The sequence below is a fragment of the Nostoc sp. UIC 10607 genome, from assembly GCF_047228265.1.
Lineage (GTDB): Bacteria > Cyanobacteriota > Cyanobacteriia > Cyanobacteriales > Nostocaceae > Nostoc > Nostoc foliaceum_A.
Genome location: NZ_JBIQNW010000016.1, coordinates 110,249 through 133,753, shown reverse-complemented (window position 1 = coordinate 133,753; position 23,505 = coordinate 110,249). Strand labels below are relative to the sequence as shown.

Below are 23,505 nucleotides of genomic sequence, written 5' to 3'. Positions count from 1 at the left end.
TACCAACAATGGTAACGGGGTTGCTGTGTGTAGCAATTGCCGATTCTGTGGAAACAGCGATCGCTTTATCTAGCTTAATTACAGGTTCTGTTGAGGCACTAGCTTCCAAGTTCCCTTCATTCGGCACAACAATGGTAACGGGGTTGCTGTGTGTAGCAATTATCTGTTCTGTAGCGATCGCTTTATCTAGCTTAATTACGGGTTCTGTTGGGGCACTAGCTTCTAAGTTCCCTTCATTCGGCACAACAATGGTAACGGGGTTGCTGTGTGTAGCAATTGCCGATTCTGTGGAAACAGCGATCGCTTTATCTAGCTTAATTGCGGGTTCTGTTGGGGCACTAGCTTCCAAGTTCCCTTCATTCAGCACAACAATGGTAACGGGGTTGCTGTGTGTAGCAATTGCCGATTCTGTGGAAACAGCGATCGCTTTATCTAGCTTAATTGCGGGTTCTGTTGGGGCACTAGCTTCCAAGTTCCCTTCATTCAGCACAACAATGGTAACAGGGCTGCTGTGTGTAGTAATTGCTTGTTCTGCTAGGGTAGTACATTCCAAGTTTTCAGAAACAGTATCTGAGTGAGCAGGTGAATTTGACTCTACATTCTCCCCTGGCTCTTCCTCTACTTCCTGGCACAATACTTGTAGTTGGACACTGTATTGCCAAGATTTACCGAGCAGATCCGACATTAAATCGCCGGTACAGCGCAACTCCCAAACTCCCGGCTCGAAGTATGTAAAGGGAATGACCGCCATTAAGCCTTCTGAATTAGTGCGACGCGATCGCTTGAAAATTTTCCGTTTTGGTTGAACTTGCTGGGTTGAAGAGTGAGTTACCCGCACTTCAACGTCTGTATTAGGAAGGTTAGAACGAGCCAAAACTCTATACTGTCCTTCCAAAAGTTCCAAATTTGGCGATTCTAGGATATGCCACGAGCGAGCGCCTTGTTTCTGTATCAGAAATTGCCAGTGTTCCATTGTGAGTGATGCCCAGACCGACGAGCCGCTGAGTAATATTGTGTATTAACTTGCTTGCAAGTTTACCCCAGTATTTTGTAAATGCATCCCTTAAATGGCTATCTAGTTAACTCAGTTTTACTTACTTGACTTCTGGCACTTTAACTAGTCGCATCAAGGAAATGTCAATGGATCGCTGTGTTACTTGTGCATAAAGCTTTTGTCGTTTCCTGAATATTAAGTTTGATCCTCTCCAGTGCTAAATTAACAGGGATGCAATAAATACTGTTAGCTATCTCTGCTCAACTATTTTGTATTATTTTTTACTAAAATGTCTATTTGCAATAGACACAACATACAATAAATTAAGATTCACTTGACAATTTTTATTAAATTGTGATTGCCCACATTTTTGCTAAAAAGAGGGAGGTAGGATGTGGCTCTTAAGTGTCCTCTGCGATCGCCTACGGCGGGCGCAAAACGCCATAGCAAATCACAACACTTAACCGCGTAGCACACGCCCAACCTACCTGAAGCGTTTGTTTGAACTGCTACAAAGCTTATCCTCACCTGAGTGAAATGTGGGTGACAATGAGGATTTACAGGAGGGATTTCGATGCTAGTCATTTTAATGGACGAGCAAATCCTTGCCCCTGAGCAAGTTTGCCAGTCTTGTTTACTCGCTGATAGGAGTGGTCAACCCCGGTGGCGTGGGGGTCAACTGCGCTGTGGTCAAGCCATTCGCAAACTTACTCAACAGCAGCCAGACCAGTATGAGTGTATGATGGGTTTTCGCATTGCCCATATAGAATAGTTGAATTTGCCAGCAAGACCAAGCAACTGCGTTATCCTAAGCTCAAGTAACTATAGAAATTTAACCACAGGAGAACGCATAATGTCTTGGCGCGGGTCTACAACAGTTTCAGATCGGATTTTTGCTTGCTTGCCCTATTTGCTACCGATGGTTGAGGCAGTAACTTTTGGCCTTTTTCTATTACAGCAGTTTCCTCCCCTAGCAATCGTTTTTGCACCGATTCTGATTTTATGGTCATTTTACAGAAGTGTGCGCTATGCAGGAGTGATTATTTTCTTTGCCTTATTCCTATTGGTGGTAAGAAATGAAAAAATCAGTCACTTCATTCGTTTCAACACCATGCAGGCAATCCTTTTGGACATCATTATCTTTTTGTTTGGCATCCTGACTGATGTTGTTGGACTAGTTCCCTCTGGTGGTTTTGCAATCCAAACCTTATCCACAACCATTTTTCTAGGCATAGTGGTAGCAGTTGCATATTCAGTCATCCAGTCATTGAGCGGGCGTTATGCAGAAATTCCGGCGATTTCTGATGCCGTGTATATGCAGGTACGCTAGTAACTAACACCCTATCCCCTGTACCAAAATACAGCGTACAAGTACGCTATTAGTTAACGGGCGACTACGGTGTTTTCCAGGCGACCAATACCTTCAATTTCTACGCGGACGCGATCGCCTGGATGCAATGGACTTACACCCTCTGGCGTACCTGTAAGCACCAAATCACCGGGTAGTAGCGTCATAATCTGACTGATATAGGAAACTAGAACATCTGGGGAAAACACCATCTGATCGATACAGGCAGATTGGACTGGATTAGTGTCATCATTCACAAAAGTCTGCAATCTCGCTCCTGGATTTAATTCCCGCACAATCCAAGGCCCCAAGGGACAGAAAGTATCAAAACCTTTGGCTCGCGTCCATTGACCATCCCGTTTTTGTAAATCTCGCGCTGTTACGTCATTGGCAATGGTGTAGCCCCAAATTTTTGTTTGGGCTACCTCTGGTGTACATTCAAAGGCGTAATCGCCAATCACTAATGCTAACTCTCCTTCATAGTCAACTCTTTGCGACTGGGGAGGATACTTAATTTCCCTCTCAGATGGAATGATCGATGTGGGTGGCTTGAGAAAGATTAGTGGCTCAGAAGGTACTGGAGTTCCCATTTCGGCTGCATGGTCTGCATAATTCTTACCCACCGCCACAATTTTTGAGGGAGCGCAAGGAGCCAGAATTTGGTAATCTTCTGGTGTCAAAGTTAAATCAGTGGGTTGTCCTTGTAACCAGGGCGGAGCATCTAGCACCTGCACATTGAGGGATAGCTGTAGTAACCCATAGTAAATCTGTCCTTCTTGATTTTGAATTCGCACATAGCGCTGCGCCATAACCTTGATGAATATCCTTTTATCTGCTTTTTTGTTGCTGTGAGCGGGTAGCAATCCTCAGTTAGCTTTTTAGCGAACCGATTGAGCCTTCAGCCTGAAAGCGATCGCTATAGATGCCCTTAGGACAAGATACCCGTTGGCGAAGCTGATAGCTTGAGCAATTTGCTAGCGATCGCCAAAAGCTGGATTCTTACTCGCTAAAAAAATCTTGAGGTCGGGAGCCGACCTAGTTTTCATTAGGGACATCTAAAAAATCCAAACTTTGGCGGATTAGCAATGATTCAAATTGAAAACTGGTAAGATTATAGTTCCTTGTTGCTTCAGATGTTGATTAATACTGAAATTTTGAATTAAAATTAGGTATAAATTAAGATCAGCAGCCACTTTTGTCCATGAGGAGACTGAAAAATATGACTACAAGTTACGAAACAATGTATATTCTCCGTCCTGACCTGGGAGACGAACAGGCAGAGCAAGCAATAACTAAATATCAGAATTTGCTTCGCGAACAAGGCGCTGAGGATATCCAAATTCAAAATCGTGGTAAGCGTCGTCTGGCTTATGAAATTAAAAAACACCGCGATGGCATCTACATCCAATTAAACTACACTGCGCCTGCAACTGCGATCGCCCCCTTTGAACGCGCCATGCGCTTGAGTGAAGAAGTGATTCGCTATCTGACAGTTAAGCAGGAAATCGAAGAGGAAAAACCCCCTAAAGAGGAAAAAGAAAAACCTACCAAAGTAACAGCAACGGTCTAATGAATAGGCAATAGGGGATAGGGAAGAGTTTTCCTAGTACCCAATGCCCCATGCTCAATGCCCAATCCCATTCAATAAAATTTTGTTTTTTTCTTTTTTCGTGACTTGCTTGGGAATGCTAAATTAACAAATACTTGCCAAAGGTAGTACTCCCGCAGTTATACCTAAGAGTGGACAAGATTCTGAATGGGAGCTGTAAGCTACTGTGAGCCAATCTGATACACCCAATATTCAAGTTCTCTCTACGGAAGTATCGCAGCTACGCCAAGAGTTGCAACTTCGCGATCAATTAGTGCAACAGTTATCTCAAGAACTCTTCCGGCTGGTAAAGGGTAACACTAGTTTTATGCCCCAACAGCCGGAGCTTGAGCGCGATCTGACCCAGTTACAGGCTTTGCAAGAACAACTCCAAGCTGTGGAGCAACAGGTGGCGTTCTACCAAGAGCAAATTACAACTCGTGACTCCGAAATTTATCAATTGCGACAGTCAGTCCAAGAACTCACCGATCGCACTCGGATGTTGGAGCAAGTAGTACAAGAGTTGCCTCAAATTTACCGTCGGAAGTTTGAGGAGCGGATGACGCCAGTGAGAGAAAAGGTAGCAATGCTACAACGGGAAAATCGCCAACTACAAGCAGAACTGCAAAGTGTGAGTTACCGTTTAGCACTCAAAACTCGCAATGCTAGTCACAGCGGCATTGATTTGCCAAATTTTCCCCGCCCAGCATCTGAAGAAACTAACATTTCGACTCCCCAGAATGCCTAATTTTATCATTATGGTGGAATCAAAGAGGTAAGAAATTGGCGCGGCAAAGGCTCTTGCAGCCATTCGACTAGTACACCAAGGCAAAAATAACTATAGAGTTAGAAATAACGCAAAGGCTGACATTCTAACCTTTCTTACCTCCTGCTTCCTTGCACTAGTTACGTCGGATATAGAACAATTAGCTTCAGGTAATTTGAACAGCCCTGTCTTTCAGAAGTTGGGGAGTGTCACAAAGAACTGCATTGTGTTGACCGATTTTGGTAATTTCATACTTTACTGCTTTAGGTAGATGGCTTCCAATAAGCAGATATGTTCATGTGCCATTGATATTACCTAACCTCAAAGCCATGAGTTTTCCTCAACATTCTTCTCTGGACAAAAAAGAAAATCAGCCTGCTAGCACCAGACTGTTATCTTTGAGAATATGAAAAAATTCAAATATTGCTTGACTACAGCATCCATCTATAGGTAGATTTATTACTTAGCCTGCTAGCACCAGACTGTTATCTTTGACGGTGGTAAAAATGTCTTCATAAGTGGGAAAAATTTCAAACACTGAATCTAGTTGGGTAAGTTCCAAAATTAACCGTACAGGAGCTTGTACGTTGCATAGAACCAAACGGCAACCGCTTTGACGTGCAGCTTTCAACCCTTTTACTAAAGGGACTAACCCAGAACTGTCCATGAAATTAACTTCTGCTAGGTCGATAACCCAGAGTTGATGAGCTTGGGGTACTACTCCAGCCATCTGTTCACTCAAAGCCTTGCCGCCTTCCAAATCTATGCTTCCTTGGGGTTTAAACAAAATCACTTGAAGTTTTTGTGTGAGAGCCATGAATTTAACAGGGTAGTTGGAACACTGGACAAAAAATTGAAAAAGACATCAATACTCTTCTCTTTAAACGGCAAAATCACTGTTTTACCCCGATATTTGGGCAATTGCAGTGATGCAGTTGAGAGAGATTATTTCAGTATTCATGTCGTATAATTTGTGTTAACTTTCATCAATATAGGCATAATCGCCTAACAAATTCGGTATCAACCGTATCTTTTACAAGATTTTTATAATTTATCTGGATAATTATAAACTTTTTATAAAAATTTTAATTTTCCCAAAAAAAATAGAAATTTGTGGTAGTAGCATTAAAAAAATGCATAGTTAATAATAGTCAAAAATTAATATTTAATATAGACTAAAATCTATGGATTATTCAGAATTAAGCTAATGACTTAATGACTTTATGTAGCGGTTTGATTGACACCCCACCCAAAAACAAGCAAAGATATAGTAAAAGTAAAAATTTGTAAAGGCGGCGGTGCGGGATGTCCTTAGAGCTGATTTCACTAGAAAATATCCAGGAAGTCGCCCATACATACGGGTATTGGGCAATTTTTTTCGGAATTTTGCTAGAAAATTTAGGCATTCCCCTTCCTGGTGAAACCGTGACCTTAGTAGGTGGGTTTCTAGCTGGCAGTGATGAACTGAATTTCTGGCTGGTTCTCGGTGACGCAATTATGGGTGCTGTAATTGGCGGCACTTGTGGCTATTGGATTGGTAGAGTTAGCGGTTGGCCTTTTCTGGTAAAAGTTGGTAGCATATTTCGGATTTCTGAAGTGCGACTGCTGACTATTAAAGAACAATTTAGTCAAAATTCTGCTAAAGCGGTATTTTTTGGACGTTTTTTGGCATTGTTGCGAGTTTTTGCTGCACCACTAGCTGGTATAGCCGAAATGCCCTTTGGAAAATTCTTTTTATACAACTTGTTAGGAGCTGTTGCTTGGGCTAGTTTAATGGTGACATTAGCTTTTTTTGCTGGCAAAATTGTCTCTTTAGAACAATTGGTTGCTTGGGTGGGTCAATTTGCGATCGCAGCGTTACTGATATTGGCAGCCTTAATTATTGTGCCTCTGTGGCTAGAGTCTCGCCAAGTTAAGGAAGTGAGTAGTGAAGAGTGAGGAGTCAGGAATAAAGTAAAAAGTTATTTTTTTAACTTTCACTTTTGTATTTCGCTTTTTTACCTCCTAACTCCTAACTCCTAACTTTTAACTTTTAACTTTTAGTGTGCCGCGACCAAATGCGAGTTGGTAGCCCCCAAACGTAAATAAAGCCTTCAGCGGCTTTGTGGTCAAATTGGTCTTCGGCTCCGTAGGTTGCCAAATCGGGAGTGTAGAGGGAATTATCGCTCGAACGCCCAACTATCGTAGAGTTGCCTTTGAACAACTTCACTCGCACAGTTCCAGAGACTCGCTCTTGTGTCTTTTGAATAAAGGCATCGAGTGCAACTTTGAGTGGACTGTACCACAAACCGTTGTAAACGATTTGGCTGTAAGTTTCTTCAATCCCACGCTTGTAATGGGTGACATCTGCTGTCAAAGTCAAGCTTTCTAAATCCCTATGTGCCTGAATTAGCACTAACATCGCGGGTGATTCGTAGATTTCCCGCGATTTGATGCCCACCAGACGGTTTTCAATCATATCGATCCGCCCGATACCGTGATTTCCTACCACCTGATTGAGTTCTTCAATTAGTTCAACTGGCTTTTTAGCTATGCCATTGAGAGTTATTGGAATACCACCGTGGAAACCAATTTCGATGTACTCTGGCTCGTTGGGAGTATCAGCGATCGCTTTGGTCATTTCATAAATTTCTTCTGGTGGCTCAAATGACGGATCTTCGAGTAAACCAGCTTCAATACTACGACCGAGCAAATTCTTGTCAATACTATAGGGAGAAGATTTTTTGACTGGTGAGGGGATACCAAACTTTTCACCATAGGCAATTGTTTCCTCACGACTCATTCCCCACTCTCTGGCTGGTGCGAGGATCTTCAGGTTTGGGTTGAGAGCAGTAACTGAGACATCAAAGCGAACCTGATCGTTACCTTTGCCGGTGCAACCATGAGCGATCGCATCAGCACCATATTTTTCGGCTGTTTCTACTAATACCTTAGCAATCAGTGGACGAGCAAGGGCAGTTCCTAGAGGATAACGATTTTCATAAAGAGCGTTGGCTTGAATTGCTCCAAAGGCGTAATCTTTAACGAAGCTGTCTTTGACATCGGCCACGAGGGATTCACTTGCACCCGATTTTAGAGCTTTTTCTCGAACTGGTTCTAATTCATCTCCCTGGCCTAAATCTGCTGCTAGGGTAATCACCTCTTCCACACCCCACTCCTGTTTGAGGTAAGGGATGCAAACGGAGGTATCCACTCCACCAGAATATGCCAGGACAACCTTTTTGGCGCGACCCATTAATTTCTCCAGTTAGGAAAACAAACAATGAGTCATTATTATATCTAAACTAATCCATGTATATTTTATTCATGCAACAACCAATAGATTAATTAACTGCAAACCTAGACATTACGGTTAACTCTTATCTAATGCCAATAAAACGATGTAGCAATCCTAAATCATTTGTGAATAACAAGATTCCCTAACTTCTTAGAAAAATCGGGAATCTGAGCTTTTAGATTTTATTATGTTAAAAATTTGCAGGGTGGATAATCCCACCCTGCTATTCTTGATAATTTGGTTTAAGCATACGAAAGACTGATGACTGATGACGGTTGACGGGGCAGGGCGGGCTATCCCTCCCACCCCTGGTTCGCACAGCGTCTCGTAGAGAAGAAGTGGGCTTCCCGCCGCCTTGGTTAGAGTTTTATCATCATTAGAAAAATTATAAGTTAGGGCTGCTGCTTGAGCAGGCATAGTCTTCCCTAATGAAACGGTGTATTAATTTCACGGACTTGCGATCGCAGTTTTGTTTTCATGGCTTGGAAGATATGACTTTGGTCAATCACGCCCCGAACACCAGTCACAGTATAAGTACCAGAACTATCTTTAAACTTGAATGCCATAGCCAGACCAGATATGAACCAAGCCAAGGCGCGTTTGTACTGCTTCAGTAATTAAATGATTTTGGATTTTTGAATGAAAGTTTCATCAAGAAACTTCAGATTTGCATATTCACTTACTACTAATACCGTTCGGTGAATCATTTTCATGTGATTTCATGGCAATTTGACAGTAATAAAAATGTTGTTAATCACAACGACTAAAGTCCGAGGTTTGAAACCTTTTGATACTGAGTGGATGAGTTAAATTTTTACTTCGCGGGAAATTTATATATACGTGACAAGCTTAAAGATTTTATAAAAATAATCTTTTGTTTGATTTTTCTTAACCTGTACACAGTGGTTCAAAGTTTATTTAAGTGAAATTACAGAACTATTCATTTTTTAACTTTGGAGTATTTTTTGATGAAATTAGTTAAAAATCTTGGCATTGCTACTATTGCAGCTACCATCTCTGTTGCTGCCATTGGGGCTAAACCGGTGCAAGCTGCCTTGGTTAATTACGGTTTCACTGTGAATGCCACATTTGGCAATAATCCCGGTCAGTATTTCGGCTCTTTTCAATACGATGACTCGACTTTAACCAATACAGGTATTGAGACATTGGGAGTTGAGAATGGATTAGCAGTTGCATTCAACTACTTAGGTACTAACTATACAGAAGTAGATGATACTGATTTTGACAGCTTTCCTATAGCTAGCTTCAATAATGGCGAAGTTCTAGGACTAAGCTTTTTTGTTGCAGACCAGTTTGTGATCGGAGGTGATCTAAATACTCCAGATGTAGGAGGAAACAAATTTTATGTGATTGACCAATCAGTAAATACAATAGAGGTAGGTACTGTAAGCTACGCTAAAGTACCAGAGCCGTTAGCTGTTGGTGGTACGGCTATTGCTGGTGTTATGGGATTGTGGATGCAACGCAAGAAGAGAACAACAAAACTTGTGGGTTAATAGTACGCAATCACTAAAATAAAATTTTGATTAAAATAATCCTCACTTAATAAGTGGGGATTTTATTTGTTTATTAAAATCTTGACTATTACTATTAACTAAATCACCTTACCTTGGATGTGTTTAAAGTCAAGGATTAAGGTGATTTAAAAGTATTTAAGATACTGAGCGATCGCTAAATGAATCTGTTGCTATCGTCTTTAGAGACCACCAACAACGCCACCGTCATTACGGGTAATTACTACCACTGATGAACGTGGGCGACCTGATGGGCCATACCCTTGACTGTTAGGCCAATTGCTGGCGATCGTGGGATTCGAGGCATCTCCGCGATCGCCTGGGTGTTGGATGTTGATAAACATCGCTTTGCCATCAGGTGTGCTGGTAATACCAGTTACCTCACAATCCGTAGGGCTGGTTAAGAAGCGCCTAACTTGTTTGGTGTTGGGGTCAGCACAGGACATGGTGTTGCTACCGATGTTTACCAAATCACCGATACCATCGCCTGAGTGGTCGGTCTGAATCCAAAGGCGGCCGAAGTCGTCGAACCACAGACCATCTGGTGAACTTAAGTCATCACCTTTAATGTTGCCTTGAAGATTTGCTTCGGGTCTAGTTTTGTCCCCAGCTTCAAAGAAGATATCCCATTTGAAAGTTGTAGCCGTAACGCTGCGTCCATCTTCGCGCCAGCGAATGATGTGACCGTAACGGTTGTCAGGACGTGGGTTTGAAGCATTCACGGGAGGACGCGCACCGCCTGCTGCTGTTGTGCCGTCTGGCTGGTTAGAGGAAACTGGAGTTGTGCCGCGACGAGTATTGTTAGTCAATGTGCAATAAACTTCAATCTCTTTATATCCACCAATCCGAGGACGCACAGCTACCCACTCTGGACGATCCATCATGGTTGCGCCGACGCGATCGCCAGCTTGTCTTGTCTTTACAAGCACCTCAGCTTGACTTCTAAAACCGTTTTCTGGTGTCAAACCACGCTGACCGTACACCAAAGGAATCCACTCGCCAGTACCGTTGTCATTAAATTTGGCAACGTACAGAACACCGTTGTCAAGTAAATCGCAGTTAGCAGAACGATTTCCGGGATTTAAAGGTTGGGCACAAACGAACTTGTAGATATACTCGTTGCGCTCGTCGTCACCCTGATAGAAAGCAACACGGTTATTATCATCAACAACGACCTGAGCGCTCTCGTGCTTGAATCGACCAAGGGCAGTGCGCTTGACTGGTTTGCTTTGCGGATCGTAGGGATCAATTTCAACCACCCAGCCGAATAAATGGGGTTCGAGTGGGTTGGTGCTGGCATCAAAGCGTGGATCAACCTCCGGCCAGCGATAGCTAGATGATGTTGAAACGCCGTACCGATTTTGTCCTGCCAGGATATCGGACTTTTCGATGCCTTCAATTGCAACTACATCTCGTATGGGATTAGCAAAGTAGCCGTTCCAGTTCTCTTCGCAGGTCAAGTAAGTGCCCCAAGGAGTGTAGCCATTGGCGCAGTTATTGATTGTACCGTATGCGGTGTAGCCGTCGTTCAGCGTCCCGGTGTCAACAGAGCCAGTTGCCTGAATTGAAAACTTTTTTGACTTTAACAGTGCATTGCCAGCCGCAGGTCCAGATACTCGCATCTCGGTGTTGGCGGTAATGCGGCGGCCATAAGGCGAATTGCGATTGAAACTCCACTCATTGCCGTTTTTGGAAATTTCCACAACAGACACACCATGAGCAGCCTGAGACTTCCGTACTTTCGCAATTGTGACTGTATCCAGGCCATCTGGATGCAAAATTGATTCCTGGGTGTATTCATGATTGACGCACAGCAAACCAGTATTTATGGGCTGATTTAAAAAGCCTCTTAACGATCTTGTTTGTGAACTTACTGTCCGACCAACAACCTTACCTGGCTGTAAAGGGAAGTAGTGCATTCCATCATTGTGCATACCAAACTGCTTTTCTTGAGCAGCAGCATCCTGAGAGACATCTGGTAGCCAAGTCGGACCACCAGGTGCGATCGGATCTCCCCAAGCAATCAGCACTTTGGCTGTATAACCTTCAGGAACACTGACAAGATCCTTTTCAAGCAGTCCTGTAGCTGGGTTGAGTAAATTCGGTGGGATACTCTTAAAGCCTATGCCAGCAAATCCCGTTCCCTTGGGAATCGGGGCTGCATCAACACTTTGAAGAAAGCCACCGATAGAAACATCGCCCAGAACAGTTAGCACTGAGGTACCCACAGCCGTCATGATGAACCGCCGCCGACTAAGACTAACGCGGTCAATCACATCACGAATTGACTCGTTACCGGATGGGTTGAGGGTTAAATTGTTTTTAGGGTGAAAGCGTCCTTTCATTCTTTGTTCTCCATTTAAGGCTTACGAAGTTGTTATTCAGTTAATCTCTCAAGAAGATGAGTAATTTTGTAAAGAAAAACTTTAAATACTTACATAAATTACTTCGATATTTATTGAAAATTGACACTTTTCTAACAGCCAATAAATAGCAGCGAATAGCAAATAAACACTGGCTAATTTTGCTTACCAAAGAAAAATTATCAAGCTTTTATTAATTTAAATATCAAGTATTAACATCAGGTTATATATTGATTAATTTGAATTTATCAATTGTCATTATTTATGAGGAAATAAACTTTAAAAGCACAAATACCTGTAACTGTAAAAACAACATAATCAAAAATACATATTTTCCGATTTTAAACATGGTAAACTTATATACCTATTTTTTAAGACCCAGCAAATATTGCATCATCAGCAGATTGACCATTTCCGTAACCAGAATCAGATAAGGAACAGTGTCAGCATCGCATCTGTCCTATCCTGGAGATGGATATATATAGTGTTGTGGGTGAGACTGTGTTTTTCAGCGTTGTGATACCGACTTATAATCGCCAACCGATTTTAGAAAAATGCCTCCGCGCCTTGGAGGTGCAGGAATTAAGTCAGCCAAGTTCGGTTACTGATTACGAGATTGTCTTGGTAGATGATGGTTCTACTGATGGCACATTGGAGTGGTTAGCAGCACACAAAGAAGAGTTTCCCCATGTGCGCTGGTTTCAGCAAGACCATGCTGGCCCATCTGCGGCTCGGAATCTGGGGGTAGAACAGGCGCTGGGAGACACAATTATCTTTATTGATAGTGATTTAGTGGTGCTGGATAATTTCCTGCAAGCTCATGCTGAGGCGCTAGTGCAAGGAAAAGAGAAATTGGGGAGCGATCGCTTTTTCACTTACGGTGCAGTTATTAATACTTGTAATTTCGATAACCCAACGGCTGAACCCTATAAAGTAACAGATTTTTCAGCAGCTTTTTTTGCTACCGGAAATGTAGCAATTCTCAAATATTGGCTAGAGAAAGCTGGACTTTTTGACACCAGATTCCAACTCTATGGCTGGGAAGATTTAGAACTAGGTGTGAGGCTAAAACAACTAGGTTTAAAACTAATTAAATGTCCAGAAGCCGTAGGATATCATTGGCATCCACCATTTAACTTAGAGCAAATTCCCCGATTGATTGACCAAGAAATTCAACGCGGACGGATGGGAGTTTTATTTTATCAAAAGCATCCCACGTGGGAAGTGCGAATGATGATTCAAATGACTTGGCTGCATCGCTTACTTTGGGGAATTCTTTCACTCAATGGTACGCTGAACGAACGGACAATGGCTCCATTATTGCAATGGCTAATTAATTTAGGTAAACCGCAATTAGCTTTAGAAATTGCTCGAATTTTTCTCAACTGGTACAACGTTAAGGGTGTTTACCAAGCCTATGCCAAAATGCAGCAAATATCCTGATTAAATACCGATTCAACTTGTATTTATCCATTCACTTAGGTCAAAATCGCCCCACCCATTAACCGTTCATATCGATATTTCAACTCTTCTTTCATCAAATACCAACGCTCTAAAGTTACATCCATTTCTATTATTTTTTCTGCTGCTTGCCGTGCTAAAAGTAAAACTTCCTCATCTTCAACCAAACTTGCTAATGTAAAATCTGGCACTCCAGATTGACGAGTTCCCAGCACTTGCCCAGGGCCACGAAAACGCATATCCATTTCTGAGATGAAAAAACCATCCTGAGATTGTTCCAACACCTTCAAACGTTGTTGAGCATCAGGACTTCTGGAACTGCTCATCAATAGACAGTAAGACTGAGCCGCGCCACGACCGACACGCCCCCGCAGTTGATGGAGTTGCGATAAGCCAAATCGTTCCGCATTTTCAATGAGCATTACCGTAGCATTAGGTACGTCTACGCCAACCTCAACAACAGTGGTAGAAACTAGAATCTGCGTTTGATTATCGCGGAATTTGGTTATCGCTTCATCCTTATCGGCTGAACTCATACGACCGTGCAGTAGCCCAACTTGAAAATCGGGAAAAACGCTTTCTTGTAACTTTTGATGCTCCTCGGTTGCTGATCGCAGATCCAGTTTTTCTGATTCTTCCACTAAGGGCAAAACTACATAAACTTGTCTACCTTGGGCAATCTCTCGGCGCATGAGGTCGTAAGCATGGTTGCGTTGCTGACCTGACAATACTGTTGTCTGAATCTTTTGCCGTCCTGGTGGTAATTCATCAATCTGGCTCACATCCAAATCCCCGTGTATCGTCAGTGCTAAGGTTCGGGGAATGGGAGTGGCTGTCATAGTCAACACATGAGGTTGCTCACCTTTTTGCTGCAAACGCGCCCGTTGTTCTACCCCAAAACGATGCTGCTCATCAATCACCACTAACCCCAGTTGATGGAAGTTTACGGGGTCTTGAATTAAGGCGTGGGTTCCCACTAACAGAGGTAATTCACCAGTTCCTAACTGAGAATGTATTTGTCTTCGTTTAGCAGTTTTGGTAGAACCTGTCAGTAATTCCACTGGTAAATGTAAGAGGTTAAACCAGCTAACTAACTTGCGATAATGTTGTTCTGCTAAAACTTCTGTAGGAGCCATTAGCGCCGCTTGATAGCCGGATTGAATTGCTGCAAGGATAGCTAGCACGGCGACGACTGTTTTACCGGAACCGACATCGCCTTGCACCAAACGATTCATTGGTACAGGTTTTTGCAAATCGTTGAGGATATCGTTGAGAACTCTTTGCTGTGCGCCAGTGAGTTGAAAAGGCAGTATTTCGTGGAATTTCTCTACCAGTTGACCGCGTGGAACTAGTATGGCGCTGGTTTGAATCGCTTTTGCTTGCTGCTGACGTTGCAATAACCCAAGTTGTAGATAGAAAAATTCATCAAAAACTAGGCGACGACGGGCAACTTGTAGGGCGGCGCTGTCGCTGGGAAAATGGATGTTAGCGATCGCATCTTTCAATTCCATCAAACCATACTTTTGCCGCAAACCACTTGGTAGAGGGTCTTTCAGGTGAGCAGCAGCAGGTAAAGCAGCAATTACCGCCTGTCGGACTGTATTCGCCACCACACCCTCAGTCAATCCATAAATTGGCACCACCCGCCCAATATTCAGCGACTCAATCGAATCTCCTGGATTTGCCAAAACCTCTAGTTCTGGATTATCCAATGTCAAGCCGTATTTACTTTCTTTTACCAACCCACACGCCGCTAAAATACTACCTACTGGATAACGACGTTTTAAACTTTCTTGCCAAGCGCGACTGCTAAAGCGCGTACCTGCGTAAAAACGGCCAATTTTGATTTGACCACTGTTATCTTTGACTACCAGTTCTAAAATTGATAATTTCTGATTTTTAGGGCTAGTAAAGCAGTTGCAACGCTTCACTGTAGCCACTATTGTCACCGTTTCACCCGCCTGTAACTCGCGGATATTCACCTGACGCGCATAATCAATATGGTCACGGGGATAGTAAAAAAGCAAGTCGCGGACGGTATGTAAACCAAGCCGTGCCAAATTATCAGCTTTTTTAAAGCCTATTTCTGGTAAATCACTAAGCTTTTGCTCGATTTTCGGTGCAAGTCTCCGACTCACCTCAGTGATAATTTTAGATTTTGGGTCACGCCTTTGGTGCGCTGGAAGCGCGACTTGGATTTTGGATTGATAAATTCTCCGTTGCTCCCCTGCTCCTCTGCTCCTCTGCTCCCCGTGTTCCTCTTGCTGTAGTTGGGAGAGATACCTACGAGTTTCTGCTACTAAATGTTGTCTTTCTTCCAGTGCTAGATGTGGATAACTAGCAAATTGCACCGCTAGTCCTTGCCAACGGCGGCGTTCAGTTTGGGGTAAGCCTGTTGGGAATTTACCCAAAGTCAGGCTAAGAAATTCACTGAAGCGGTATTGTCTGCCCACCAAGTCTGTAAAGCCATGTTCGGCTTCTATTGCCAAGGCTTTGTGCAATCGTATCCAATCTGGTTTTTCATTAGTCATTGGTCAATAGACATGGGAGTGAGGAGTAGAGACGCGATGAATCGCGTCTGTACAGAAGTTAGGAGTTAGGAATAAATAACTCATAACTCATAATTCATAACTCATAACTTTATTCAAACCAACTAGCACGCCATGCAGCTTCAGCTTCAGCGACTGCCCTTTCTCGATGTTTTTTTTGATACTCTCGTCCTAGCTTGTTTAGCTGAACTAAAATACTGCGGATTTGTCTACGCTCAGAGGAAAGTGTCACATCAGCAAATTCAATTTCTCCTAGCCGCAGGTTAATAGCCATAATTTGCGTCAGCCCAGAATCTTCTGACTGCTGCTCATTTTCAATTTCAATTACTAAGTTTAATAAGTTGGGTGGTCCTGGCATTACTTCGGCAGACGCTTCTGATGCAGCAGCGGCAGCGGCTGCTAAAATCGGTTCTGGTAATTTTTTGGGTAATACTCCAGCTTTTTGTAATAGAAGATTAGCGTCATGCGAAAGTCTTTTCAGTATCTCTTGCATGACCTCTTCTAAGTTCTGTTGCCATTTTGCTAGTTCCATAGGATTAGAAGTGTCGGCGGTGAGAAACTGACAATTAGAGGTGTCCAAAAGTCCAGAAGATGAAGAAGATGTTACTCCCTCATCCCCCTCATCTTCCTCATCTTCCTCATCTCCCTTATCTACCCCAGCTTCCTCACTTTTAATACAAGTGAGCAACTGTTCAGCTGCCACTTGACCTAGCTTGCGGATGGCTTGTTGCAATTGTTGGCGCTGATTCAATGACAAATGCAGAAAGTTTTCGGGATATCCTTGGGTACAGAGATGGTAACTCGCCAGAATCAACTGTTTTCGTACAGCTAGCCCCAAGGTGTCTAGATAACTAGCATAAGCGCTTTGTAGTTCTACTGCGATCGCCCGAATCGCTTCTTTCAGTGCTGCAATATCCCGTTCAATTCGCTCGATTGCTCTTGCCATATCTTTTCGTTCTTGTCCATGTGAACTATTACATAGTACAAATGTACGAATTTATTTTAGGATAACTTTCCAGAGGATTTTAGATTTTAAATTAAATGTGATATTTCGCGTCTCTAATAATAAAATACAGGTCAGGCTATTTGCTTGACCTGTTTGGTGAATAGTCATTAGTCACTTGTCCTTGGTAAAAACTAATGACTAATGACGAATGACTAATAACTAAGTATTACTTGCTGCCCATTTGTGCAGCGACTTCATCAGCAAAGCTAATTTCTTGCTTCTCAATGCCTTCGCCCAATATATAGCGGACAAAGCGAGTCACTTGAATCTCTTCGCCTAATTTCGCCTTCGCTTGCTTCAAGAGGTCTTCTACGGAAATACTCTGATCGCGGATGTAAGGCTGATCGATCAAAGTCAATTCTTTCAGGCGTTTTTCAATTCGTCCCTGAACAATTTTTTCTTTGATGTTATCTGGCTTGTTCGCCAAATCATCCTTGCCCATTTCAATATCTTTTTCCTTTTGGGCAACTTCGGCGGGGATTTGATCTACGCTCACATACTCGACATTTGGACAAGCCGCAACTTGCATTGCAGTGTTCCGTGCCAAGCTTTGGAACTCTTGATTGGTAGCCACTGACTCAGTTTGAGAACCCAGTTCTACCAATACACCAACTCGACCGCCAGTATGAATGTAGCTGTCTACTATACCTTGTGTGCCTTCTGCTAGTGCAAAATTGATAAAGCGACGCACTTGGATATTTTCACCGAGCGTAGCAATCGTTTGCTTGATGAATTCTTCTACAGTCCCGCTTGCACTATCAGCATACTTTTGAGCCAACAAAGACTCAACACTATCAGCAGTCGCTGCTTGCTTTGCCAGGTTCTTAACTAAAGCTTTAAAAGCCTCGTTACGAGCAACAAAGTCGGTTTGGCAGTTGACTTCTATGAGTACACCCACTCGACCACCGGGCTGAATGTAAGTGTCTACTAGACCTTCTGCCGCAACGCGATCGCTTTTTGCCCCCGCCTTAGAGATGCCCTTTTTCCGTAGCCAGTCTGCGGCTTCTTCTACGTTGCCTTCAGTCTCTATCAGCGCTTTTTTGCAGTCCATCATGCCGGCACCAGTTTTTTGGCGTAGCTCTTGGACGAGTTTTGCAGATATTTCCGCCATGTTGCCTCAATTCCTAACTTGACCTCGAGTTGTAATCGCTCACGGGTGTTGAGTATTTCTATCTTACTCAGGGCTGGGGGAGAAAAAATAATGAAGTTATAAGGTATGAGTTTTTTCTTCTCTACCTTTGCCTACCATTTGCCGTAGGCTAGGGCGGCTTGCTGTTACTCTGCCAGCCACCGCCCTCCTTCGGACACTTGCTTCACCCCTGCTTTATTTATTCCTCTGTTTCCTCGTCGGGAATTACAGCGTCAGTATATTCGGTTTCTTCGTAGTCTTCGTCATACTCACCACCGTCGTAATCTTCGTAATCCTCTTCAGTATCCAGCTGACCGTGACGACCTTCATAAATGGCATCCGCCAATTTTCCAACTATCAGCTTAATTGACCTGATAGCATCGTCGTTGGCTGGGATGGGGATATCTACTACATCTGGGTCACAGTTTGTATCCAGCATGGACACAATCGGAATATTCAGCTTTTGACATTCTTGAACTGCGTTATACTCCCGCCGTTGGTCTACAATTACCACGATATCGGGCACTTTGCGCATTGTTTTAATGCCGCCTAAGTATTTCTGAAGCTTCGTCATTTCCCGACGTAGCATTGATGCTTCTTTTTTCGGTAATAAATCTAGTGCGCCAGTTTCCTCACGGCGTTCTAAATCTTTCAGACGGTCTACCCGTGTTTTGATGGTTGCCCAGTTGGTCAACATTCCGCCCAACCAGCGTTGGTTAATGTAGTGGGAACCACAACGGCTGGCTTCTTGGGCAATAATTCCAGCTGCTTGACGCTTAGTGCCGACAAAAAGAAATTTCTTCCCTTGTTCTGCGTGCGATCGCATGTAGTTGTAAGCATTATCCATCAACTGGGCAGTTTGCACCAAGTCGATAATATGTACACCATTGCGGGAAGTATAAATGTAAGGAGACATTTTTGGGTTCCAACGCCGGGTCTGATGCCCAAAGTGAACCCCTGACTCCATCATTTGAGCCAATGAAACTACTGGCATATATTTTCTAACTCCTATTCGGGTTAAACCTCCATCCAAGCGTATTTCCAACTGGAAACACCCGAATTCTTAGATGTGCGAGATTATTAGTTAACCATACTAGGTTAACACATTATGTTGACATGTAGATTGATTGACAGAGCGAGGGCAATAAAATAGCGCTGCCCACTCAACAATTGGGAAGCGCTATGCTTGCTAGTGATGAAAATGTTGCTATTTTAAACATCTACTCGCGGTCTTCTTGATCCTTGGGCTTAGGTTTTTGTCGCCGTTGTTCGATCTGGTCGTCAATAGTTTCTCTCATTTTCCGATCAGCAGCGTCCATCGCAGAATACTTAAAGCGGTTGATTACGCCACTGAACAAGTTGCCAAAGAATCTTTCAATTTCTTGCATAATTTTATACCTCGATATTTAAAGGTAAATTTTTGACTCTACATTGGTCTTGGACTTTCAAGTGGAAGTTGGAAATAAAACGCTAACCTGTCCTAGAAGTATCTATTTGTCTCTGAGCGTCTCTGAGTGCTTAAAGGTCTGGCGGTTTATTTATCCCTTTGATTCAGTTTTGCTTGCGAATTACTGTATAAAACAGTCTTCTCAATTAAATCAGTATTGTTGAGACTTACTAGATTGAAACGCTATAGACATTCATCTATTGTATTCTGTCTAAGGTAATAAATGTAGCAAAGACGCAGGTAACAAATTGTTTACTTGGCATTTAGCTGAGATATAACCAAAAACCTGCAAGATGATCTGGAAAGGCTTGATTTTCTGTTGTAAATTATGGGTGAAAAACTTAGATATAGCAAATTTTCAAACCCAGACAGGATAAAGTTTTACAACCCGTATTGCAGAAAACTACACATATATCGATTTCATGTATTGTCTAAAATACTACTCATTTCTTGCTGATAACGCTTGGAAGTTATGTGTAGCATTTAAAACACAGATGTCACAAAAACATTGGTGATTTTAATAAAGTTAGAGATGCTAGTACCTAAAATGGAATTTTAACTAAAGCTGGAAACTGCGTGAAGAGTGCCTTCATTCTACTTCTCCGATTATGAGTATTATTACTCGTCAGGAAAGTGGAAGAAGTGTAAAAATATAATATTGTGGGCAATCTGGGTTGTCTTTACTACAGCGTGCAGCAATTTTTATAGTCCAGCGACGACCCTGTGTGTTACTCAATAGTATCGGGGTCTACATTGAGCGATCGCAACCTTGCCTTTAACTGTTCTATCTGCAATTCTGCCTGTTCTGCTCGTTGACGTTCTTGTTCTACTAGTTTTTCTGCCTGCTGTCTTGCTAAAACTTCCTGTCGTAAAGCTTCTACCAGTTCATCAGGAATCAGTAATTTTTCACCCGTATCCTCTCGATAAAACCCAATTAGCCTTTCCTCAACTACCAAGCGTAGTTGTAACGGTTCACTACGTCCATCTTGTATAGGTTCGTAGATTTCTCCCCGCAAGCGATAGCCACGTAGCTGCTGTTCTACCCACTCGCCTTTAGGGTCAAATAGCCAGTATTCCTTGACGCCTAGCTGCTCATAGAGGGTCTTTTTGAAGATTTCGTCTTGTCCCTTAGTACCAAAGGATGTCATTTCAAAAATAACTGTGGGTACTTGGCCCTCTTCCCAGATTTTATAGTTGTCCCGACCGCCAGGTGCAACATCAAAAATCACCATCACATCTGGAGCTACCCGCAACTTGGGAAAGCCTTGTGCATAGTAAAGAAATTGATTTGCCAATACTGTTGCCTGACGATTTGCCAGATACTGTTTCAGGACTTCCAAAGTAGTTAGCAAAGCATAAAGATGGTCGTAGGTTTCTGCCACTGGTTGACCATCAGCACTAGGGTAGAAGATTTCTGATTCGACATTAACAGGTACAGTAGCCGTCATGGTTGTAAAATCAGTGCTACGAGATTATTGTAGAATAACTCTACTTCTCCCTAAATTGGGATGTACAAGCTTTTCAAAATATAACTAGATAACTCACAAAATCCTTCGCCTTCGGTAGCGTTAGTAATGTAAGCAGGGTGATATTTTAACTGATTTACATATTCCAGCACATTGGCCACGCCTACAGAAACAGGAAAATAACGCCGATCAAATAAACTTTCATCATTGGGACTATCGCCCACAGTAACAATTTGCTCTGATGAATACTGGGGCAAATATTCGCGCAATACCTGCAACAATCCCACAGCTTTATCTTGTCCTTGGGGTTTAATGTGACACTGCACGTTGCTATAAGTAAATCCCCAACCCATTTGTTGACAGAGATTATCTAGGGTTTTTAGTTCGTCTTCACGCAAACCAGCTACATCAAAAGTCCAGTCAGTGATACGAAACCGATTATCAGCAGATTCTTGGATTTGAGGAAATTTAGTTTGTAAATTCTCAAAAGTCATAGCCAAGTGCTGGCGATGTTTAGCTAAATCGGCAATGGGTGTTAAGACTACTGGTTTTTTGTTTTCAGGGGGAAAGTACAAACCGCCATTTTCTGCCATAGCACCTGCCACTGGCATCAAGCTACTCAATCCACTCACCCACCCAGCAGAACGTCCTGTGACTATCAGCACCTTAATGTCAGCTGCTACTAAATCCTCTAAAGCTTGCAGCAGTGCGGGAGTAAATTTTCCTCGTCTAGTTAGCGTGCCATCCATATCTGTGGCTATCAGACGAATATTGCTCAGGCAAGTAGATGAAACCTCAGACAGAGCAGGGAGGTTCAAATGTCTGGACATATGCGGTTTGTAAAAAGCTGTAAAAAATATTAATGATACAGCAAGATGGCATTGAAGATTTGGGCATCCTAAACATCAGGAGTCAAGTTTTTCAGTTTCCAACCATGCCCACTTCGATGTTTCTTGCCCAATCGCCAGGGTCAAAGCTTAAAAAAGCATCCCAGGAAGTGCCAGCAAGTAATCCTCAAATACCACCATTATTGTTGGTAACCTCTGGAGGACTGGCTTTAGCGGTGATTGCTTTAATTGTGTATAGTAAGCTCCAGATGAATCAGCTGGAGAAAAAACTTAAGTTTGAACAATTCCGCGCGCGAGAACTAGAGAAAAAATTTAAGCTGGCGCTGGAAACAATTCGCAAAATGGAAACTAATCCCGATTTGGTCAACTCACGGGACTTTAACCTAGATTATCTGCGAATGCGGATGTCAGAGGAGGTGTTTCATTTTGCAATCCTTAATCAAATAAAGATTCAGATCAAAGAAAAAGTTACTCAAGCCCTGCGTCCAAATCAAGCACAACTTGGATCAGTCGGAATTGCTAATAGCGCTGGACGGCAAGTAGATGAAATTTTTGATGTAGAGTATGAAACTGGTAGTCCAGGGAACTCTGCCAAGCGAGTGCTGTTTCGCATTCAAATCCGGTTAATGAAGTTACCGACACAAGCAACTTCTGCGACTATTAGCCAAATTATTGACTGTATAGAAACTTACCTAAGCCCTATAGAAGACGAAGATAGTTGGCAACCAACAATTCAAGGTCGGATTGCTACCATGCATTGGGATCAAAAGGCTAAACCTACGCCTCTACTGGTGCTGGAGCAATCGAATGAAGGCGTAAATGTGACTTTTCGTACTAGTCGCCAACCAAATGCCTCAACTCAACAAAAGCCACCTGGAATGAAAAAATCAGGCTCGGCTAGACAATAATTATGGCTGGCATTAGTCATTCACAAAGGACAAATGACTAAAATCATGACTGAATAGCTGCATTTGGGGAATTACGGGTTAAAAGACCATCTTCCATTTCCACGATGCGATCGGCTATATCTAAAATGCGGTTGTCGTGTGTCACTAACAAGATAGTAGTTCCCTGATTTTTGGCTAGACTCTGCATTATTTCTACGACATCGCGTCCTGATTGTTTGTCTAATGCTGCTGTTGGTTCGTCTGCTAGCACCAGGGGAGGACGATTAACTAAGGCGCGGGCGATCGCAATTCTTTGTTTTTGTCCACCAGAAAGATTGTCTGGATAGTAATCAACTCTTTCTTCTAGACCCACAGACCCCAGCATGGCTTTTGATTTAGCCATTGCTTCTGTTTGAGAAATATTATCATTCAACTCTACCGCCATTTGCACATTTTGCTTGGCAGTCAAGAATCCTAGCAAATTGTGAGCTTGGAAAATATAACCAATGTTGCGCCGCATCTGCACCAGTTTGTTTTGACTGACACCAACAAGTTCTTCACCTAAAAATTTCAAACTTCCCTCTTGTACAGACCGCAAACCACCAATCAAGCTCAGTAATGTGGTTTTACCTGAACCTGATGGCCCGGTCATAATTACAATTTCACCAGAATAAATTTCTAGGTTGATGTCAAATAATATCTGTTTTCTAAGTGCCCCTTTGCCATAGTAGTGATTAAGATTTTTAATGGCAATCACAGGTTCTTTTTCTGTCATATTATTGTTAGTTATAACGTTAGCTTTTTTGAAATGGAACTGTAGTGCCTACTAAAAAGCAAGGTT

General features: G+C 42.7%; 21 protein-coding genes and 1 pseudogene. 8 read left to right on the top strand and 14 right to left on the bottom strand.

All coding sequences use genetic code 11. The annotated features are described in order from the left end of the window. Positions 1 to 973 (bottom strand): annotated as a pseudogene (locus ACEYW6_RS16715) (hypothetical protein); the annotation flags it as partial. Between the two features lie 595 nt (positions 974 to 1,568). Between ACEYW6_RS16715 and ACEYW6_RS16710 the strand changes: the two are divergent. Together ACEYW6_RS16710 and ACEYW6_RS16705 are read left to right on the top strand one after the other, a co-directional pair. Beyond that, a complete protein-coding gene (locus tag ACEYW6_RS16710) occupies positions 1,569 to 1,766 on the top strand; it encodes a hypothetical protein (RefSeq protein ID WP_190895288.1) in 198 nt (65 codons plus the stop codon). An 81-nt stretch (positions 1,767 to 1,847) separates the two neighbouring features. After that, complete coding sequence (locus ACEYW6_RS16705; protein WP_196509107.1) at positions 1,848 to 2,324, top strand: Tic20 family protein; 477 nt, start codon at positions 1,848 to 1,850, stop codon at positions 2,322 to 2,324. Between the two features lie 53 nt (positions 2,325 to 2,377). Here the strand turns inward: ACEYW6_RS16705 and ACEYW6_RS16700 are convergent, their stop codons facing one another. Further along, a complete protein-coding gene (locus tag ACEYW6_RS16700) occupies positions 2,378 to 3,151 on the bottom strand; it encodes a fumarylacetoacetate hydrolase family protein (RefSeq protein ID WP_190895290.1) in 774 nt (257 codons plus the stop codon). Positions 3,152 to 3,561: 410 nt separating this feature from the next. Here ACEYW6_RS16700 and rpsF point away from each other — a divergent pair, with 410 nt between their 5' ends. Together rpsF and ACEYW6_RS16690 are read left to right on the top strand one after the other, a co-directional pair. Continuing rightward, positions 3,562 to 3,912 (top strand): 30S ribosomal protein S6, encoded by a 351-nt coding sequence (gene rpsF, locus ACEYW6_RS16695; protein ID WP_190895291.1) that lies wholly within the window; start codon positions 3,562 to 3,564, stop codon positions 3,910 to 3,912. Positions 3,913 to 4,117: 205 nt separating this feature from the next. Beyond that, positions 4,118 to 4,678, top strand: coding sequence for an Npun_F5560 family protein (locus tag ACEYW6_RS16690; RefSeq protein ID WP_412980581.1), 561 nt, complete (start codon positions 4,118 to 4,120; stop codon positions 4,676 to 4,678). A 481-nt stretch (positions 4,679 to 5,159) separates the two neighbouring features. On the opposite strand, the gene ACEYW6_RS16685 is transcribed toward ACEYW6_RS16690, so the two are convergent. Next, positions 5,160 to 5,513, bottom strand: a complete 354-nt coding sequence (locus tag ACEYW6_RS16685; RefSeq protein ID WP_412980580.1) for an STAS domain-containing protein — start codon at positions 5,511 to 5,513, stop codon at positions 5,160 to 5,162. A gap of 488 nt (positions 5,514 to 6,001) precedes the next feature. On the opposite strand from ACEYW6_RS16685, the gene ACEYW6_RS16680 reads away from it, so the two are divergent. Further along, complete coding sequence (locus ACEYW6_RS16680; RefSeq protein WP_190895294.1) at positions 6,002 to 6,634, top strand: DedA family protein; 633 nt, start codon at positions 6,002 to 6,004, stop codon at positions 6,632 to 6,634. Between the two features lie 94 nt (positions 6,635 to 6,728). Here ACEYW6_RS16680 and ACEYW6_RS16675 read toward each other — a convergent pair whose 3' ends face one another. Both ACEYW6_RS16675 and ACEYW6_RS16670 read right to left on the bottom strand, forming a co-directional pair. Further along, positions 6,729 to 7,931, bottom strand: a complete 1,203-nt coding sequence (locus tag ACEYW6_RS16675; protein ID WP_412980579.1) for an argininosuccinate synthase — start codon at positions 7,929 to 7,931, stop codon at positions 6,729 to 6,731. A 467-nt stretch (positions 7,932 to 8,398) separates the two neighbouring features. Further along, a complete protein-coding gene (locus tag ACEYW6_RS16670) occupies positions 8,399 to 8,539 on the bottom strand; it encodes a hypothetical protein (RefSeq protein WP_412980578.1) in 141 nt (46 codons plus the stop codon). A 402-nt stretch (positions 8,540 to 8,941) separates the two neighbouring features. On the opposite strand from ACEYW6_RS16670, the gene ACEYW6_RS16665 reads away from it, so the two are divergent. Beyond that, complete coding sequence (locus ACEYW6_RS16665) at positions 8,942 to 9,490, top strand: PEP-CTERM sorting domain-containing protein (RefSeq protein WP_412980577.1); 549 nt, start codon at positions 8,942 to 8,944, stop codon at positions 9,488 to 9,490. Positions 9,491 to 9,690: 200 nt separating this feature from the next. Here ACEYW6_RS16665 and ACEYW6_RS16660 read toward each other — a convergent pair whose 3' ends face one another. Next, positions 9,691 to 11,853, bottom strand: a complete 2,163-nt coding sequence (locus tag ACEYW6_RS16660; protein ID WP_412980576.1) for a PhoX family protein — start codon at positions 11,851 to 11,853, stop codon at positions 9,691 to 9,693. 489 nt (positions 11,854 to 12,342) lie between these two features. Between ACEYW6_RS16660 and ACEYW6_RS16655 the strand changes: the two genes are divergently transcribed. Further along, on the top strand, positions 12,343 to 13,314 hold the full coding sequence (locus ACEYW6_RS16655; RefSeq protein ID WP_412980575.1) for a glycosyltransferase family 2 protein: 972 nt from the start codon (positions 12,343 to 12,345) through the stop codon (positions 13,312 to 13,314). Between the two features lie 35 nt (positions 13,315 to 13,349). On the opposite strand, the gene recG is transcribed toward ACEYW6_RS16655, so the two are convergent. The 7 genes from recG to ACEYW6_RS16620 form a co-directional block, all read right to left on the bottom strand. After that, positions 13,350 to 15,863 (bottom strand): ATP-dependent DNA helicase RecG, encoded by a 2,514-nt coding sequence (gene recG, locus ACEYW6_RS16650; RefSeq protein ID WP_412980574.1) that lies wholly within the window; start codon positions 15,861 to 15,863, stop codon positions 13,350 to 13,352. 109 nt (positions 15,864 to 15,972) lie between these two features. Continuing rightward, positions 15,973 to 16,827, bottom strand: coding sequence for a hypothetical protein (locus tag ACEYW6_RS16645; RefSeq protein WP_412980573.1), 855 nt, complete (start codon positions 16,825 to 16,827; stop codon positions 15,973 to 15,975). A gap of 226 nt (positions 16,828 to 17,053) precedes the next feature. Continuing rightward, positions 17,054 to 17,998, bottom strand: a complete 945-nt coding sequence (tsf, locus tag ACEYW6_RS16640) for a translation elongation factor Ts (protein WP_412980572.1) — start codon at positions 17,996 to 17,998, stop codon at positions 17,054 to 17,056. Positions 17,999 to 18,215: 217 nt separating this feature from the next. Continuing rightward, on the bottom strand, positions 18,216 to 19,010 hold the full coding sequence (gene rpsB / locus ACEYW6_RS16635; RefSeq protein ID WP_412980571.1) for a 30S ribosomal protein S2: 795 nt from the start codon (positions 19,008 to 19,010) through the stop codon (positions 18,216 to 18,218). A 226-nt stretch (positions 19,011 to 19,236) separates the two neighbouring features. After that, a complete protein-coding gene (locus tag ACEYW6_RS16630; protein ID WP_190895302.1) occupies positions 19,237 to 19,404 on the bottom strand; it encodes a hypothetical protein in 168 nt (55 codons plus the stop codon). A gap of 787 nt (positions 19,405 to 20,191) precedes the next feature. Beyond that, positions 20,192 to 20,911, bottom strand: coding sequence for a Uma2 family endonuclease (locus ACEYW6_RS16625; protein ID WP_412980570.1), 720 nt, complete (start codon positions 20,909 to 20,911; stop codon positions 20,192 to 20,194). A 50-nt stretch (positions 20,912 to 20,961) separates the two neighbouring features. Beyond that, positions 20,962 to 21,759, bottom strand: coding sequence for an HAD-IIB family hydrolase (locus ACEYW6_RS16620; protein WP_412980569.1), 798 nt, complete (start codon positions 21,757 to 21,759; stop codon positions 20,962 to 20,964). Positions 21,760 to 21,863: 104 nt separating this feature from the next. Between ACEYW6_RS16620 and ACEYW6_RS16615 the strand changes: the two genes are divergently transcribed. Further along, positions 21,864 to 22,685 (top strand): hypothetical protein, encoded by an 822-nt coding sequence (locus ACEYW6_RS16615; protein WP_412980593.1) that lies wholly within the window; start codon positions 21,864 to 21,866, stop codon positions 22,683 to 22,685. 43 nt (positions 22,686 to 22,728) lie between these two features. On the opposite strand, the gene ACEYW6_RS16610 is transcribed toward ACEYW6_RS16615, so the two are convergent. Next, entirely contained in the window at positions 22,729 to 23,439 is a 711-nt protein-coding gene (locus ACEYW6_RS16610) for a DevA family ABC transporter ATP-binding protein (RefSeq protein WP_190895305.1), read from the bottom strand. Positions 23,440 to 23,505 lie beyond the last annotated feature (66 nt).